Annotated in this window: 17 protein-coding genes; 12 read left to right on the top strand and 5 right to left on the bottom strand. The window is 40.0% G+C overall.

Features of this window, described 5'->3' with window-relative positions; all coding sequences use genetic code 11:
- The first annotated feature begins 90 nt into the window (after window positions 1–90).
- Genes ACO1QW_RS10035 through ACO1QW_RS10020 form a run of 4 tightly spaced genes read left to right on the top strand, consistent with a single transcriptional unit; the run spans window position 91 to window position 1,466 of the window.
- Window positions 91–429 carry a DUF2752 domain-containing protein gene (locus ACO1QW_RS10035; protein ID WP_486258086.1) on the top strand — a complete coding sequence of 113 codons (339 nt, stop codon included), beginning with the start codon at window positions 91–93 and terminating at the stop codon, window positions 427–429.
- Window positions 429–755 carry a CCC motif membrane protein gene (locus ACO1QW_RS10030; protein ID WP_486258084.1) on the top strand — a complete coding sequence of 109 codons (327 nt, stop codon included), beginning with the start codon at window positions 429–431 and terminating at the stop codon, window positions 753–755. The genes ACO1QW_RS10035 and ACO1QW_RS10030 overlap by 1 nt, the downstream gene beginning before the upstream one ends.
- 22 nt (window positions 756–777) lie before the next feature.
- Window positions 778–1,086, top strand: a complete 309-nt coding sequence (locus ACO1QW_RS10025) for a CCC motif membrane protein (protein ID WP_486258083.1) — start codon at window positions 778–780, stop codon at window positions 1,084–1,086.
- A 26-nt stretch (window positions 1,087–1,112) separates the two neighbouring features.
- The gene (locus tag ACO1QW_RS10020; RefSeq protein WP_486258081.1) at window positions 1,113–1,466 is read left to right on the top strand and encodes a CCC motif membrane protein; all 354 of its coding nucleotides are present in this window, start codon (window positions 1,113–1,115) and stop codon (window positions 1,464–1,466) included.
- 45 nt (window positions 1,467–1,511) lie between these two features.
- On the opposite strand, the gene ACO1QW_RS10015 is transcribed toward ACO1QW_RS10020, so the two are convergent.
- A complete protein-coding gene (locus tag ACO1QW_RS10015) occupies window positions 1,512–2,294 on the bottom strand; it encodes an RDD family protein (RefSeq protein ID WP_486258080.1) in 783 nt (260 codons plus the stop codon).
- A gap of 92 nt (window positions 2,295–2,386) precedes the next feature.
- Here ACO1QW_RS10015 and ACO1QW_RS10010 point away from each other — a divergent pair, with 92 nt between their 5' ends.
- The 5 genes from ACO1QW_RS10010 (at window position 2,387) to ACO1QW_RS09990 (ending at window position 7,857) form a co-directional block, all read left to right on the top strand.
- On the top strand, window positions 2,387–3,394 hold the full coding sequence (locus ACO1QW_RS10010; protein ID WP_486258078.1) for a stage II sporulation protein M: 1,008 nt from the start codon (window positions 2,387–2,389) through the stop codon (window positions 3,392–3,394).
- Complete coding sequence (locus ACO1QW_RS10005; RefSeq protein ID WP_486258076.1) at window positions 3,391–4,197, top strand: DUF4129 domain-containing protein; 807 nt, start codon at window positions 3,391–3,393, stop codon at window positions 4,195–4,197. Before ACO1QW_RS10010 ends, ACO1QW_RS10005 begins: the two co-directional genes overlap by 4 nt.
- Window positions 4,198–4,283: 86 nt before the next feature.
- Window positions 4,284–5,408, top strand: coding sequence for a DUF4350 domain-containing protein (locus ACO1QW_RS10000; RefSeq protein ID WP_486258074.1), 1,125 nt, complete (start codon window positions 4,284–4,286; stop codon window positions 5,406–5,408).
- A gap of 91 nt (window positions 5,409–5,499) precedes the next feature.
- Window positions 5,500–6,477: an AAA family ATPase gene (locus ACO1QW_RS09995; RefSeq protein WP_486258072.1), complete on the top strand. Its 978-nt coding sequence runs from the start codon at window positions 5,500–5,502 to the stop codon at window positions 6,475–6,477.
- On the top strand, window positions 6,478–7,857 hold the full coding sequence (locus ACO1QW_RS09990; protein ID WP_486258070.1) for a DUF58 domain-containing protein: 1,380 nt from the start codon (window positions 6,478–6,480) through the stop codon (window positions 7,855–7,857). It abuts the gene before it with no gap.
- A 144-nt stretch (window positions 7,858–8,001) separates the two neighbouring features.
- On the opposite strand, the gene ACO1QW_RS09985 is transcribed toward ACO1QW_RS09990, so the two are convergent.
- On the bottom strand, window positions 8,002–8,652 hold the full coding sequence (locus ACO1QW_RS09985) for a DUF2238 domain-containing protein (RefSeq protein WP_486258068.1): 651 nt from the start codon (window positions 8,650–8,652) through the stop codon (window positions 8,002–8,004).
- A gap of 70 nt (window positions 8,653–8,722) precedes the next feature.
- Between ACO1QW_RS09985 and truB the strand changes: the two genes are divergently transcribed.
- Window positions 8,723–9,430: a tRNA pseudouridine(55) synthase TruB gene (gene truB, locus ACO1QW_RS09980; protein WP_486258066.1), complete on the top strand. Its 708-nt coding sequence runs from the start codon at window positions 8,723–8,725 to the stop codon at window positions 9,428–9,430.
- Window positions 9,431–9,434: 4 nt separating this feature from the next.
- Here the strand turns inward: truB and ACO1QW_RS09975 are convergent, their stop codons facing one another.
- Window positions 9,435–11,975, bottom strand: coding sequence for a BamA/TamA family outer membrane protein (locus ACO1QW_RS09975; RefSeq protein ID WP_486258064.1), 2,541 nt, complete (start codon window positions 11,973–11,975; stop codon window positions 9,435–9,437).
- Between ACO1QW_RS09975 and ACO1QW_RS09970 the strand changes: the two genes are divergently transcribed.
- The gene (locus ACO1QW_RS09970) at window positions 11,953–12,690 is read left to right on the top strand and encodes a TrmH family RNA methyltransferase (protein WP_486258062.1); all 738 of its coding nucleotides are present in this window, start codon (window positions 11,953–11,955) and stop codon (window positions 12,688–12,690) included. The two genes, ACO1QW_RS09975 and ACO1QW_RS09970, sit on opposite strands and share 23 nt — an antisense overlap.
- A 71-nt stretch (window positions 12,691–12,761) precedes the next feature.
- Here the strand turns inward: ACO1QW_RS09970 and ACO1QW_RS09965 are convergent, their stop codons facing one another.
- Entirely contained in the window at window positions 12,762–13,391 is a 630-nt protein-coding gene (locus ACO1QW_RS09965) for an NAD(P)-dependent oxidoreductase (protein WP_486258060.1), read from the bottom strand.
- Window positions 13,392–13,569: 178 nt separating this feature from the next.
- Here ACO1QW_RS09965 and ACO1QW_RS09960 point away from each other — a divergent pair, with 178 nt between their 5' ends.
- A complete protein-coding gene (locus tag ACO1QW_RS09960; RefSeq protein WP_486258058.1) occupies window positions 13,570–13,995 on the top strand; it encodes a hypothetical protein in 426 nt (141 codons plus the stop codon).
- Between the two features lie 11 nt (window positions 13,996–14,006).
- Here ACO1QW_RS09960 and ACO1QW_RS09955 read toward each other — a convergent pair whose 3' ends face one another.
- The gene (locus tag ACO1QW_RS09955; protein ID WP_486258057.1) at window positions 14,007–15,008 is read right to left on the bottom strand and encodes a hypothetical protein; all 1,002 of its coding nucleotides are present in this window, start codon (window positions 15,006–15,008) and stop codon (window positions 14,007–14,009) included.
- Window positions 15,009–15,017: the final 9 nt, after the last annotated feature.

The following is a 15,017-nucleotide window of genomic DNA, read 5'->3' as shown; positions in this document are numbered from 1 at the left end:
GATTCACACAACTATAAAACGGGAAGCATGGCTGTAATGGTCATGCTTTTTTCATTTGAAAATATTCGCTGTGCATTGTATGTTTGAAAAATGCAAACTATTCTTTTGACCGGTTTTTACACGGAGGCCATATTGTGGCTTGAAAAGAATTTGCTTACCTGTCCCAGCAAAAAGGTTCTGCATATTGAATGCCCGGGCTGTGGTTTACAACGAAGCTATGTTGCATTATTGAAGGGAGATATTGCAACGAGCTTCGGATTATATCCTGCTGCAATTCCAATGCTGTTCCTTTTTTTATTCCTGCTGCTGCACCTGTTCTTCCGGTTTAAGAACGGAAGTAAAATTCTGATGATGCTATACATTTTTTGCGCAGCAATTATTGCTGTACATTATATTTACAGAATTGCGACTCACCAAAACTTAACTTAATGGAACAAAATCAGCAGGATTATTTATCTCCCAACCCGCAACAATTTTTACCTCCCTTACCCAATGCAACCGCAGTTTTAGTACTGGGCATTTTATCAATCGTTGTTTGTTTTATTACCGGCATCATTGCCTTGGTATTAGCCAACAGGGACATGGCTTTGTACAATGCCAATCCGGGAGTGTACAGTCCATCGTCACTAAGTAATATTAAAACCGGGAGAATATGCGCCATCGTTGGCATAGCATTCCAGCTGGTGGGACTTATCATTTACATCATCTTTATTGTAGCCATGGTTTCATCTGTTGCTACAAATCAATTCAGATAATTTTTTAAATCAAACCCAAAAAATGGAACAACCACAACAACCGCAATTTCAACAACCATTACCAAATGCCACCGCCGTACTTGTATTGGGCATACTTTCCATTGTAGTATGTTTTATTACCGGCATTATTGCCCTGGTGATGGCGAAAAAAGACCTGGCACTATATGCTGCAAACCCCGGTGCATACACAGAAGCATCTTACAGGAATATTAAAGCAGGACGTATCTGTGCTATCATAGGAATAGTGCTGCAAGGTCTTGGTATACTCTTTTACATTCTTATGGCTGTCATTTTTGTAAGCGCTGTAGGAGCATCAGGAGGATTTAATTAACCATTCTTAAAATAAAAACAACCATTATGGATCAACTTCAGCAACAACCACAGCAACCATTGCCTAATGCAACAGGGGTGCTGGTACTTGGTATTCTATCAATCGTACTTTGTTTGTGTTACGGCATTATTGGTCTTATTCTCGGCATTATAGCAATGGTGCTTGCAGCAAAAAGCAAGAAACTTTATGCAGTAGCTCCTGAACTATACACGCAGGCCAGTTACAAAAACTTAAATGCAGGTAGAATTTGCGCTATCATCGGTATTATTCTATCCGTGATTTATATTGCTTATGTTATTTTTATCATCAGCGTGGTTGGTTTCGAAAACCTTGGCAACCCCACTGAAATGATGAACAGAATTAATGAGTTGAAAAAATAATTCAGATTATAAAAGTAAAAGCCGCTTCAATTGAAGCGGCTTTTTTTATTCTTTTGTTGCGAGATAATTATAATCAGCGATCAACTGCTGAAGAAACATATCAACTTCCATATCTGTCTCGATCTGCAGTACCGATTTAATGCGCCCTGCAATACGATGAGCTGTTTCAAAGTTGTTGCGTTTGTAAGTATCGTTCAACACGGTTTTAATCGTATTAATATCACGGTCACTTAGTTTCAGCACCTGCGGAAATCTCACCACATAATCTTTCTGAGTTATTTCCATAAACACCGTATCATGGATGGAGCTTTTAATACGTGTGCTTACAATTACGGTGTTTGCTGCCAAATCGCCTAAACGTTGATTATTAGCTGTAACAGCAATGATGATGATGACAATAATGCCTAACATTCCCACGAATACCAGCTGCAAAAGAATCCAAAAGCCGGGATAAACAAATGAGAACACAAGCGGCCATTCCCACACACGAAAAAACCACCGCAATAAATATTGACTGATGGTAGGATCGCCACCGTCAAGACTCATCACCCGAATTCCCATGGCCATTTTGCCGAGGCTCTGCCCATGAAAAAGAATTTCGAAAACAGGATGATAGAGCAGGAGAGGAACAGACACTGCAAGAATATCAACCCCGCTTGCAAAACTTCCGTCTAACTGAACACCGTCGTACAACACAAAACGCATAAACATAGCAAACGCAACCATGATCATCAAGTCGAGAAAATAAGCCAGTAACCGCTTGAAGAAGGGTGCAATTTCAAATTCAAGTGCAATATTAAAAGGCGTGCTGATCTGTACGTTTGACATGCGGTTATTTCTGTTTGTAAATTAAAGGAATAATTTCTTCTGCAGATGGTCGTAATTAAAAATTACTTGGTATTTTCATTTCTTAACTCACTATGAGAGAAGCACTTTTTATTAAGAAGAATGCGCAGAAGTGGAACGAATACCAATATCTGCAAACCGAAGACCCTGATCAGATGGCAGATCGTTTCATTACTCTGCTAGACGACCTGAGTTATGCAAAAACTTTTTATCCTCATAGTAAGGTTACCCGTTGGATCAACAGCCTGGCTGTAAGCATCTATCAAACCATTTATCAAAACAGGAAACAACGTTTCTCTCGCCTCATTACTTTTTGGCAATACGAATTGCCGCTGATGTTTCGTAAGCATCACCGGATGTTTTTATATACATTCCTGTTTTTTCTTTTACTTTTTGCAATGGGTGTTCTTTCTTCCATGAAAGATGAAGAGTTTGTAAAAGGTGTGTTGGGTGAAGATTATGTAGCCATGACGGAAGAGAATATTGAAAAAGGCGATCCGTTTGGTGTATACAGCAGCGAAAGCAGGTTTGCCATGTGGGTGCAGATTGCTTTTAACAATATTAAGGTTGGCTTTTTAATGGTGGCGGGTGGCATTTTAGTTGGGCTTGGAACCTTGTATGTTTTTTTTCAGAACGGCATCATGATCGGAAGTTTTCAATACATGTTTTTTGCAAAAGGACTCGGCTGGCAAAGTGTATTGGTAATATGGATACACGGCACATTAGAAATTGCGGGAATGATCATTGAAGCATGTGCCGGATTTATGATGGCGAAAAGTATTTTATTTCCCGGCACGTTTACAAGATGGGTATCGTTCAAGCGTGGAGTAAAAGATGCGATGAAGATTTGTGTAAGTCTTATTCCAATTACTATTCTTGCTGCGTTCCTGGAAAGTTATATCACAAGACTTAGCTCTGCCGCATTTGATAAAACCACCAATACTTCATTACCATTACCTGTCAGCATCAGTATATTGGCGGTATCGTTCCTGTTTATTGTCTGGTATTTTGTAATCTATCCCATCCGTTTAGAAAGAAGAATAAAAAAAGATCCTGCGTTTGCAGAAAAAATTCTTGCATGATAAAGCGCTTCCTCTGTTTATTGCTATGCAGTTTGCTGATCACTTTACTGGGTGATTCTGCAGAACTGTGCGCACAAGTAATAGTGGATAGCAGTGTGCAGGTAATGGAAGAAACGGTGGTGGACACAACAGCGGTTTACGACGAGGAATATGACGAACAGGAAACAAATTTATTTGATACAACATTACATCGCTCTTTTTGGGTTTACCCAACAGATAGCGTTCGTTCACTAAGGTCTCAAAAGGATTTTGAGTACATGAAAGACCTCGACAGCTTGCTGAAAAAAAGGCAGGAGCTGGCGAACAAGAAACAAAAGAAGCAAAACACAGTAGCAGAACCTGTAAATGTTTTCCCGGTTATTGAGGTTGTACTTTGGTCGTTGCTGGTTGGCGCATTATTATTTGTGCTTTATAGAATTTTCCTTTCTGACCGGGGTTTGTTTGCATCACCTCTTCGCAACAAAAACCTGGAAGTGGAAGAGGAACATTTTACTGATGAGGTTTATCTAGATCAGCAACTACAACAAGCAATAAGAGATAGTAACTATCGTTTGGCTATTCGCTTTCTTTACCTGCAATCCCTAAACAAATTGGCAGAAAGAGAATGGCTGCAGCTTTCGCCCGATAAAACAAACTATCAATATGTTCGTGAGCTGGCAAAGCCACAATTGAAAAAATCGTATGCACGCATCACATTACATTACGAATATGCATGGTATGGCGATTTTGTGATAGAGCAGCATGTGTTTGATCCCATCAAAAAAGAATTTGAAGAATTTCATCAAAGCATAAAAAAAGGTTGAGAATTTTCTTACGATATGGTTTTTATCTTTCTTTCATCTGCATGCTCATTGCCTGCGGAGGAAACAATGATATAAAGCTGCCTGACATGCGGCACAGCTATTCAAAGAATAGTAAGAAACCCTTTGGTGCTTACACTGCTCATAGCATGTTCAACAGCAAATACCGGTACTCAAACCTGGAAGTGCTCGATAAAGAATTTTCGGAAAATGTGGAGTATCCCCTGGGAAGTAAACAAACGTTATATGCCGTTATCAGCAGGCGTATTTTGTTAAATGAAAGAGACCGGGATGCTATTCTTGAATATGCTGCGAAGGGCAACCAGGTATTTATGTCGGCGGAATACATTGATGAACAATTGATGAAGACCCTTGATTTGAATGTGCAGTATGTCACCATGAACAGCCTCTTTCAACAGCAGGCTGATACAATTGGCCCCATGCGACATACATCGCTTTCTGTTCGCAAGTTTGACTCTGCAAAAGCTGCTTTGTATGGATTTTTTTATTACCCGTTCGAAGCGCACTTTCTTCGTCCCGATGAAAGTGATGCTGTGATCCTTGGACGAAACGATGAAGGAAGTCCCAACTATATTTCAGTAGTGCATGGCAATGGACGATTCTTTTTCCATCTTAATCCTGAAGCGTTCAGCAACTATTATTTGCTGAGCAATGAGAATAAAAAATATGCAGAGGAAGTATTCAGCTATTTACCATCAGAAAGGAAAATTGTTTATTGGGATGATTACTACCGCATAGGTCGTTCGCCTAATCAGGCTTTCTCACTCTTTGATGTATTCCTGAACAATCCTATGCTGAAAGGAGCTTTGCTTCTTTTCCTTTTTATGTTGATCTTATATATCGCATTTGCAAGTAAACGCAGGCAACGGGCAATACCAATAAAAACGGTTAACAGCAATGCAAGCATTTCTTTTGTGGAAACCATTGGCCGGCTTTACCTTCAGAAAAAAGACAACCAGAATATTGCACATAAGATGACGACATATTTTCTTGAACATATTCGTTCAAAGTATTATCTCAATACGGCTCATCTTAATGCAGAATTCTTTTCATCTCTTGCCCGCAAGAGTGGAGTTGATGAGATAGAAGTAAAACAGTTTTTTCAATTTATTCAGCAATTGCAGGAATCAGGAGAGGTAACCGATATGGACTTGCTTGAGTATAATAATAGAATGAAACAATTTATTAGGTAGTAAACTTAAGAAGTACGAAATACGAAGTACGATTTACGAATAGCATACTTCGTAATTGTAAAATCAGACAGATTTAAAACTAAAACAGTTCATGGAAAATCAATTTTTTGTACAACGTACCGATCTAACGCAACTCAACAATGCAATTGCTACTATTCGTGAAGCAGTGGGGAAAGTAATTGTAGGGCAGGAGCAAATGCTGGAGTTGATGATCGCCGGTATTCTTGCCGATGGACATATTCTGATTGAAGGTGTGCCGGGTGTTGCAAAAACATTATCAGCAAAACTCATGGCTAAACTGATTGATGCAGATTTTTCACGCATCCAGTTTACACCTGATCTGATGCCGAGTGATGTGTTGGGTACCTCCGTTTTCAATCCAAAGGAAGCGAGCTTTCAATTTAAAGCAGGTCCCTTGTTCAGCAACATTGTGTTGATTGATGAGATCAACCGTGCACCTGCAAAAACACAATCGGCGTTGTTTGAAGTAATGGAAGAACGGCAGGTAACCGTTGATGGCACCACGTACCAAATGAATGTTCCGTTCATGGTATTGGCTACACAAAACCCCGTTGACCAGGAAGGAACCTATCGTTTACCTGAAGCACAACTTGATCGCTTCCTGTTTAAGATAGAAGTGGGCTATCCATCACTTGAGGAAGAAGTGATCATACTCAGCAATCAGCACCAGGCCGATAATCGTTTCCTCTTAAATGAAGTGACGAAAATATTATCATCATCAGATATTGCTCAATACAGGGAAACTATTCGCAGCATCGTAGTTGAACAGAAACTACTGGAGTTTATTGCACGCATTGTACATGAAACACGCAATAATCCTTCCTTGTTCCTTGGCGCATCGCCACGTGCATCATTGGCTATTGTAAAAGCATCAAAAGCATTTGCGGCTATGCGTGGGCGTGATTTTATTACGCCTGAAGATATTATCGAAGTCACGCCGCATGTTTTGCGTCATCGTATCATCCTTACACCTGAAAAGGAAATGGAAGGTATTACGGCCGATGAATTAGTTGACCGCATCATTAAATCTCTGGAGGTACCACGCTAAATGTTCTGGTTGTTTCTACTATCCGGTGCAATTGTTTATTTGCTGGCACACTTTGTTTTGAAGTCGCTGTATTTTAGTACACGTTTCTTCCAATTGCTTGCAGCAAATATTGCATTGTACCTGCTTGCCTATTTCTTTCCCGTATTGGAAACGCCGGCAAAAATATTTTCGATTTTATTATCCATTGCATTTGTTGCCGATCTTTTTTTTCTTTTTGTCATCAACCGCAAACCTGTTATTGAACGTGAACTTCCTGAGCGATTAAGTAATGGTGATGATAACCCGGCACACATTAACATTCAGAATAATTATCCCTTTCCTGTAAAAGCAGAAGTGATTGATGAATTGCCGTTGCAATTTCAACAACGGAATTTCTCCATAAAACTAAACATGAAAGCGGGTGAGAGTCGTGAACTGATCTATCACCTTCGCCCAACAGAAAGGGGTGAATATCATTTTGGAAAAGTGCAGGTGTTTATTCGTTCGTTACTAGGTTTTATTGAACGGAAATTTATTGGTGCAGAAGAAGTGATGGTTCCTGTTTATCCATCGTTCATTCGTATGCGGCAGTACCAATTACATGCAGAAGCAGCGCAAACAAAAGAAGCAGGTAACAGGCGTTTACGTAAGATCGGGCACAGCATGGAGTTTGAACAGGTGAAAGAATATGTGCAAGGCGATGATGTGCGTACGCTCAACTGGAAAGCAACAGCACGCAAAGGTTCATTGATGGTGAATTCATACACCGATGAAAAAAGTCAACAGGTATATTGCGTGATCGATAAAGGACGTTTGATGAAAATGCCTTTCAATGATTTGACATTGCTTGACCATGCAATGAATGCCAGCCTCGTGATGTGCAACGTAGCATTGTACCGGCAAGACAAATTTGGACTAATGACCTTCAGCAATAAAATGGGATCAGTACTTGCGGCAGATCGTAAACCTGTACAACTCGAAAAAGTGTTGCAATTGCTTTACAACCAGCAAACAGCTTTCCTTGAATCTGATTTCGAATTGCTTTATACCAATATCCGGGCAACTGTAAAGCAACGCAGTTTGATTATTCTTTTCACAAATTTCGAATCGCTTGCGGGGATGCAAAGGCAAATGCAATACCTGAAACGTATCGCTAAATATCACTTGCTGTTGGTTGTATTTTTTGAAAACACCGAACTAAAACAAGTAGCAGGTCAGGAAGTAAAAGATATCGAGGACCTCTATGTAAAAACAATTGCAGGAAAATACATGCACGAAAAACAACTTATTGTAAAAGAATTACAGAACGCAGGCATCCTCAGTATTCTGTCCGCACCAGAAAACGTAACTGTGAACACGATCAATAAATACATTGAGATTAAGACAAGACAAGCCATTTGAGAAAATACGAGGTACGAAGTAAGAAGTACGAAATGCCTACTCCCGTCGGTACGGTTGCAGGCCGTCAGACGTAGATGGAATGTTATAACTCTAACGTTAAAAATATATTCCCAGACTTAAAAGATACAACTGCCATCAGTGGTTCTACTCTTTTTCATAAATATTAAATAACTTTTTCACCATCGACACAATTGTGGTAGCAAGGATGGCTCCTGAAAAAGCAAGAAAGATATCTTTTTGCGCATCCCAAATATCGCCTTGTGTCCCCAAATAAGCATCGCCTTGTGCTTTAAAGAAAATATCAGCAACGGCCCATTCAATCAACTCATAAAAAGCACTGATGGATAATGTGATCTCAATCGGCAATATCCATGAAACAAGCTTTGGATATTTAAACCATTTCAAAAACATTTCACGCATGGGGTAGGCAAGTAAAAAACCAAAACTGAAGTGAACGATGCGATCATAATTATTCCGCTTGGCATCAAAAACATCCTTCAAATAATATCCCAAAGGATTTTCAGCATAAGTATATTTTGAGCCATATACATGCAGGCACAAATAAATACAAACCAACAGGTAGGTAAGATCACTAAACTGAAAACGTTTGAATGTGACGATGAGAAAGACCAGGAATAAAAAGGTTAATGTATTTTCAAGAAGCCAGTTATGGATATCCGTAGTGCCGATATACGTGTTCACCCATACAATCATAAAAACAGCGATAAACAGCCAGAGCCAATAGTTCTTAACAAGAGGTGTTCTATCGGCTGAAATTGCAATTGTAAATGCCATTGTTCAATGTGATTTTGGAATGTGGGATAAATATAGGCTGAGTTTTTGAATCCATTACCTTTGCCCACGCATGAAACAGGAAGTTGCAACAATCTTTACAGAAGGGCAGGTAATATTGGTCGATAAACCATTAGAATGGACATCGCATGATGTAGTGGCCAAAGTGCGGAATGCCATAAAAATAAAAAAGGTAGGACATGCAGGAACGCTTGATCCACTTGCAACAGGTTTACTTATTCTCTGCACAGGAAAATTCACCAAACGCATCAATGAATACCAGGCTCGTGAAAAAGAATATACCGGAACCTTTACTATTGGCGCAGTAACACCCACGTACGATCTTGAAAGCAAACCCGAACAATTCAACGACTATTCTTTTGTGACTGATGAATTAATAAATGAAACAACAAAGCAGTTCACCGGTGATATTATGCAGGTGCCCCCAACACATTCCGCTATTAAGCGTGATGGCAAACCTGTATATCTGTTAGCAAGAAAAGGAGTGGACGTTGTGCTGGACCCAAGACCATTGCACATTGCAGCATTTGAAATAACAAAAATTGAACTTCCTGTGTTGCATTTTAGAGTTGTGTGTTCAACAGGCACTTACATACGGAGTCTTGCACATGATTACGGCAAAGCATTGGGCTGCGGTGCATACCTCAGCAGTTTACGTCGCACACGCATTGGCGAATTCACAACCCAAGAAGCAAGAACATTACCTGAAACACTGGAGTGGATCAAACAAGTAAAAGCAGCCATGCCACCAACTGAATGAGTAGCTACCACTGGAACGGGTAACCAATACCCAGCGAGATATTGATGTTTTCATACCGCCAGGTACGTGCTTCAGTTGAGCGACTGAATAAATTTTCAAGATCATTTAAGCCTGGGATTCTCCATCCATTATTTGTAGCAACAAAAGGATAGGCAGGATTTTTTAAGCGATAACCAATATCAACACGTATCAAGAACAATCCAACAAAATCTAAACGGAAACCTGTGCCAACACTTACACTCATATCACGATAGAGATTTTTTAGTTTGAACACAACCGTATCATTCCCAAGATTACTCTTGTTGCGGAAGTTCCAAACGTTACCTATATCAGTAAACAAAGCGCCCCGAAGAATTAATGTGTTGGGCCAGATGCTTAAGATGTTATAACGGTATTCAGCATTCGCTTCAAGGATCATATCGCCTGAACGACTGAAGAATTGATTTCTCCCGGTTCGTACATCGGCAATACTTGCACCCGGACCAATACTACGCAAAGGCCATGCACGCATGCTGTTAGGACCACCACCAGCATACTGTTTAAAGAACGGCATGCTCGATGTATCATTATCATACAAATAACCAGCACCTGCTGCCGCACGAAATACCCAGCGTTCCTGTTTTGTAGCCGGGCTTATGATCTGGTATTTAAATTCAGCATCGCCTTTTACATACTCAAACAATTCTTCATCAAACAAATTGATTGCTCTCTTTAATCGGCCAGCCAATGCACCCGATTCTTCAAAATTGAGTCGTAATGCTGAAAGATGATTTTGTCGTTTTCTATTCTGGTAACGTTTTGTGTAGTTAATACTCGCAGCACCTAACCCCAGTACAAACCCCTGGTTAAAAGAGTTACGAAGAAACACATTGCTTGCCAACTGATCTTTGAATGATTGTGAAAGATCGAACAATTTTACATATTCAACATTCACAGGGCTTACACGCCAAATGGCATTGTTAGGTGTTTGAAACTGCCAACCAAATGTTGAGCTTGCAGTTGTGAGTGCAAACAAACCGTTCTGATTAATATTCCGATCGATGAATGAAATAGAAGAAGTGAGGAATGTTTTCCGATTCAGCCATCTCCGGCTTTTACGTGTAAACAACCAGGCAGGAATACGTGGTGAACTGATGGAGTTGCTATACGTCAATTCCGTTGCCTGTAATCCTGAATTGATTGGAGGTAGACCTAATTCAATACCTGCACGCAACGTGTTATTCATCTGTATACCTTGCTTGGCAATATTCCTGTCCTGCAAACCAACCGTTACACCAAAGCCTACAAGATTTCCAGCTGTTGTTAATCCCGATTGCACCTGGTTAAAAACACTTTCAACGTTTGCACTAAATGTGAAACGTTTGTAGGGGATCATGAACAGATCGTAGTCGATGGAATTTGAATCATCAGTAGCAAGTTTAGGTTGAATACGGATGACCTGCCACACATTCAATTTATTTAATTCATCAGCTGTTTGGTTCAGTTTTAAAGAGCTGAACAAACTATCGGTACGCAAACGAAGATTGCGTCGAATGAAGGCCGGTTTAAATTTCCCTTTCTGGAAACGCACCGTGATATTATTGCGTACACTATCAATGTAGGCAACTGAATCAACATTGTCACCACCTTTATATTCCGGATACACTACAATGTTGCGGTTATAGTATTGACGGAAGATAGAATCTTTCAGGTTGGGTTTGGTACGTATATAAACATTGATCAATGGATTCTTTCTTCTTTCCTGTGCTTCCTGAAACACTTCAAACTGTCGGATAGGATCAAGTGCTAAACTCGGATCAAGCAATGCAAGAAAAGTAGTATCAACATCTGCATAAATCACATCACGGTTCATATTGTAATAACCGTTGTTGCGATAGAGTTCAATCAACCTGTTCATTTCTCTGGAGATCAACTCTTCACTAAAAGCCATACCTCGGCGCAGGAACGTTTGCGAACTATGCTGATCAGTTAATTCTTTAATGGGAAGAATCTGAACCCTGTTTGAATCGTTCGGAATGAGTGCAATGGAATCGATACGAAATACCGGGCCTGTGTTCACCCTGAATTTTGTTGCAGCCCTAACCTGCAAACGATCGGGATCTTCTTTATGCACTGAATCAATATAAAACGTATCGATGGTAACCCTGCCGTTGTAATAGCCCAGTGTTTGCAGGTAGATCTGCATATTGCGGGCACTTTGATTAGCATAGCTTGTATCAAATACAGGCGGATTGTCAATTCGTTTAAATAGGAGCCAGCGTTGACGAACATATACACGCATGCTGTCATCAAGCTGCGTCTCTAATCCACTTTTCAGAAGAGTGAGCGAATCTTTCGACAGTTTATTGTTTACAACGTTGATCTCGTTAAAATAAACAAAGGGCTTATTTTTTGGATAGTTCTTTACTTTATATTTACCCCGGGTTAACAATTTTGAATTACAGGAACTAAGCACCGTGAGTACTGCCAAACAAGTAAATATGGTAATGGTTAACCGGGTGAAACTCATAAAATGATGATCGATGCTCAGTAAAAATGAAGTCAAATATATCCAAAGTTTAGGCCATAAAAAAAGAAGGGATGAAGAACGGCTTTTTTTGATGGAAGGAAGCAAAATGGTGGCCGAGCTTTTAACGCATTATTCATCGCAGGTTGTTCGGCTATACGCCACCGAAACATTCTTTCAACAACATCCTTCCGCAAAAAATATCGTTAAACATCACATTGTTTCGGAAGATGAACTTGCACGCATTTCGCAACTGCAAACACCCAACCAGACGTTGGCATTGCTGCATTATTTTGAAGAATTCACACCCGAAGCGCCGTTTACAGATTGGTCATTAGTGCTCGATGGTATTCGTGACCCCGGCAACATGGGAACAATCATTCGGCTTGCTGATTGGTTTGGAATCAAAACAATTATTTGCTCGCCCGATTGTGCTGAGATCTACAACCCGAAAGTAGTGCAGGCAACTATGGGCAGTATTATGCGGGTGACTGTTTTGGAAAAAGAATTAAGCAGCTTTCTTGCTAATCAACAATTGCCGGTTGTTGGAGCGGTGCTGGGCGGCGAGGAACTTTCTTCATTTGAGTTTCCCAAAGCAGGCTTCCTTGTTATTGGAAATGAATCAAACGGTATACGGGAAGATGTGATTTCCTTACTCACAGATAAATTAATGATCCCTCGCTTTGGCGAAGCAGAATCGCTGAATGCAGCTATTGCAACGAGTATTTTCCTGTGGGAGTTGAAACGGAGTTAAAGCAGTTATGAGTGCATGTAACCCATACCCTTTAACTCATAACAATAAGTTCTGAGCGTCTTAGCGGCGAACTATAAAGCAGAAATACCAACCCTGCTCTTCACGTATTCATTTTTCTCCAGTTCATTCAGCATAAACTGTGCAAGATCACCGGCATTAATATGATTTTTATTTGGTTGAGGAGGATAATCTTTTGTGGTAATATAGTTACCGGTTGGACCTTCATTCATAATATCGGGACTACAAACAAACGTCCAGTTAAGCATGGAGTTTTTTAAATATTCATATGCCTTACGATGTTCGTTACCCACCGGCAGGAATTCTTCAGGATAATTTTCCTGATCAATGATGAGCGATTCTTCATCAAAATTCAAAATACTCATATTACCTAAGGCAACAATGCGATTTACAGAAGCCTTTTGCATTTGTGCAATAATGGTTTTCATACCCAGCGACCGGGCCTTATCCGATCCATCAAATGCTCCACCAATTGCGCTCAATACAGCATCGGTTCCTTTAATTGCATGCAATATGTCTGATGCATCAAATAACCCGCCTTTTATCTTTTCAAGTTTTTCATTTTCAATATCCATCTCATACACATTGCGGCCATAGGCTTTTACAGAATGCCCACGCCATAAAGCCTGTTTCACGAGTTGAAGACCTACCTGACCAGTTGCTCCAAAAACAATTACGTTCATAACAATTGATTTAATAAACAATTTACAAAAGCCTTTCTAACTATAGGGTAAAGAGTGCATATTTCATACCATCTTCAAAATAACTGATTTCGAAAGGATGAGCGTGAAAGAATGTTAAAATTTGTCTTTGAGCAACCTGTGGCACATTATTCCAATCTTTGCAGATAAATCAACGATTTTGAAACAAGCTTATTTGCTAACATTCTTTCTCCTATCTTTTGACTTTTCGCAAGCGCAAAAGATCGACAGTTTATACTTTAATCTTTATACCGACAGCCTAAAAAAAGGTTCCTGGAATTATATTAATGTTGATGCCAAACTCAGCAATGGCACTTACGCTCCTTTAACAACAGAGCAATTGAATTTTAAAGTAAGCAATGGCAAACTGCAAGGCAATAGTGTGTGGATCGATTGGATATTTAAAGACGATTCAGTGGTAGTGGAAGTGGAGCTGAAAAAAGATCCCTCCGTTCGCAGGTCAGTTACTATCTGGATCAAAAAGAAAGATGAGCAATTAAATGCACCAGTGAATGATTCCTTACTTCAGCAAATCAACAACAATCAAAAACCGAAATCTACCAGCAAGAAAAAAGGCAAGGGCTAGCAACCGGTTGATCAATTACCTGTTTTCTTTTTCACCGGCGGTTTTGCTGCAGGTTTCTTAACTGCTGGTTTTGTAGTGGCCGGTGCAGGCACATCAATTCCTTCTCCCATTTTTAAACGATTGTTGAAATCAATTGCTTCCGGTATAGGAGCTTCTCCATCTTTTAATTTAAAGTCGAATACCTTGTCAATGTGCAGCCATTGTCCATTTGTCCATTTGAAGCCTTCATAATCACCATCAGGAATTAAGGTGTAACGTTTGCCGGGCTCATTGGTTTCAGAGATGAGGTGATCGAAAATGATCATATCCAACTCTTCATCGTACTGCACTCTTGCTCGGCCATCTTTTTTATATTCTAACAGGAAACGATTCAACGCAGGCTTAGGCACTGAATCTTTTGCATATGAAAATGCCTCAGGTATCCCAAACATCGGCGTTCCATTATCATCAAACCACATTACATCTAACCATTTCTTTGTTGTACGTGAATCATTTTCATCGTAACCAAACAATGTATAGAATTTGCGTCCGTTATGTTCTTTTTCAAGGATACGATAATACACAGCGCCAACCCACCACAGGTTATTTGCTACTGTATCAACGTCGTTTACGATAAACTGGTCCGCATCACGCAGCGGAATAAATTTTTCTTTTCCTGTAGTATTCCGAAGCTGAATAAATCCTTTTTGCCTGCAGTAATCATCATCTTTCACAACCTGCCAGGTAAAAATGCGGAAGGAGCTATCGGGGCTGTAAACTTTCGAAATTGTTTTTAATGAATCAAAGGGAAACTGGAATGATTTATCCTGAATAAGTGCACGAACAAGCATACGGGTAAAATTGCTGTCGCTGCGAAAACGAACGGCTGCATCTTTACCACGCACAATTTCATAACCAAAACGTTTAAGTGAATCTTCACGAAGTTTGAATTGTTTGAGTTCCGCCGGCGTGAGTTGCTGTGCCGAAGCAAACAAGGCAAAGGATACGCAGAAAAGGGTAAACAGTTTTTGCATAGTGATATT

Source organism: Lacibacter sp. (genome assembly GCF_057361365.1).
The sequence above is the reverse complement of the archived record's forward strand: the minus strand, read 5'-3'. Positions and strand labels throughout refer to the sequence as shown.

What these genes read in the sequence shown, in the direction of transcription:
- ACO1QW_RS09985 (WP_486258068.1), bottom strand. Translation starts at nt 8,652, where the DNA reads ATGGCATTTACAATTGCAATTTCAGCCGATAGAACACCTCTTGTTAAG.
- ACO1QW_RS10005 (WP_486258076.1), top strand. Translation starts at nt 3,391, where the DNA reads ATGATAAAGCGCTTCCTCTGTTTATTGCTATGCAGTTTGCTGATCACT.
- ACO1QW_RS10015 (WP_486258080.1), bottom strand. Translation starts at nt 2,294, where the DNA reads ATGTCAAACGTACAGATCAGCACGCCTTTTAATATTGCACTTGAATTT.
- ACO1QW_RS09990 (WP_486258070.1), top strand. Translation starts at nt 6,478, where the DNA reads ATGTTCTGGTTGTTTCTACTATCCGGTGCAATTGTTTATTTGCTGGCA.
- ACO1QW_RS10025 (WP_486258083.1), top strand. Translation starts at nt 778, where the DNA reads ATGGAACAACCACAACAACCGCAATTTCAACAACCATTACCAAATGCC.
- ACO1QW_RS09965 (WP_486258060.1), bottom strand. Translation starts at nt 13,391, where the DNA reads ATGAACGTAATTGTTTTTGGAGCAACTGGTCAGGTAGGTCTTCAACTC.
- ACO1QW_RS10000 (WP_486258074.1), top strand. Translation starts at nt 4,284, where the DNA reads ATGCGGCACAGCTATTCAAAGAATAGTAAGAAACCCTTTGGTGCTTAC.
- ACO1QW_RS10030 (WP_486258084.1), top strand. Translation starts at nt 429, where the DNA reads ATGGAACAAAATCAGCAGGATTATTTATCTCCCAACCCGCAACAATTT.
- ACO1QW_RS10020 (WP_486258081.1), top strand. Translation starts at nt 1,113, where the DNA reads ATGGATCAACTTCAGCAACAACCACAGCAACCATTGCCTAATGCAACA.
- truB (WP_486258066.1), top strand. Translation starts at nt 8,723, where the DNA reads ATGAAACAGGAAGTTGCAACAATCTTTACAGAAGGGCAGGTAATATTG.
- ACO1QW_RS10010 (WP_486258078.1), top strand. Translation starts at nt 2,387, where the DNA reads ATGAGAGAAGCACTTTTTATTAAGAAGAATGCGCAGAAGTGGAACGAA.
- ACO1QW_RS09995 (WP_486258072.1), top strand. Translation starts at nt 5,500, where the DNA reads ATGGAAAATCAATTTTTTGTACAACGTACCGATCTAACGCAACTCAAC.
- ACO1QW_RS09970 (WP_486258062.1), top strand. Translation starts at nt 11,953, where the DNA reads ATGCTCAGTAAAAATGAAGTCAAATATATCCAAAGTTTAGGCCATAAA.
- ACO1QW_RS09955 (WP_486258057.1), bottom strand. Translation starts at nt 15,008, where the DNA reads ATGCAAAAACTGTTTACCCTTTTCTGCGTATCCTTTGCCTTGTTTGCT.
- ACO1QW_RS10035 (WP_486258086.1), top strand. Translation starts at nt 91, where the DNA reads ATGCAAACTATTCTTTTGACCGGTTTTTACACGGAGGCCATATTGTGG.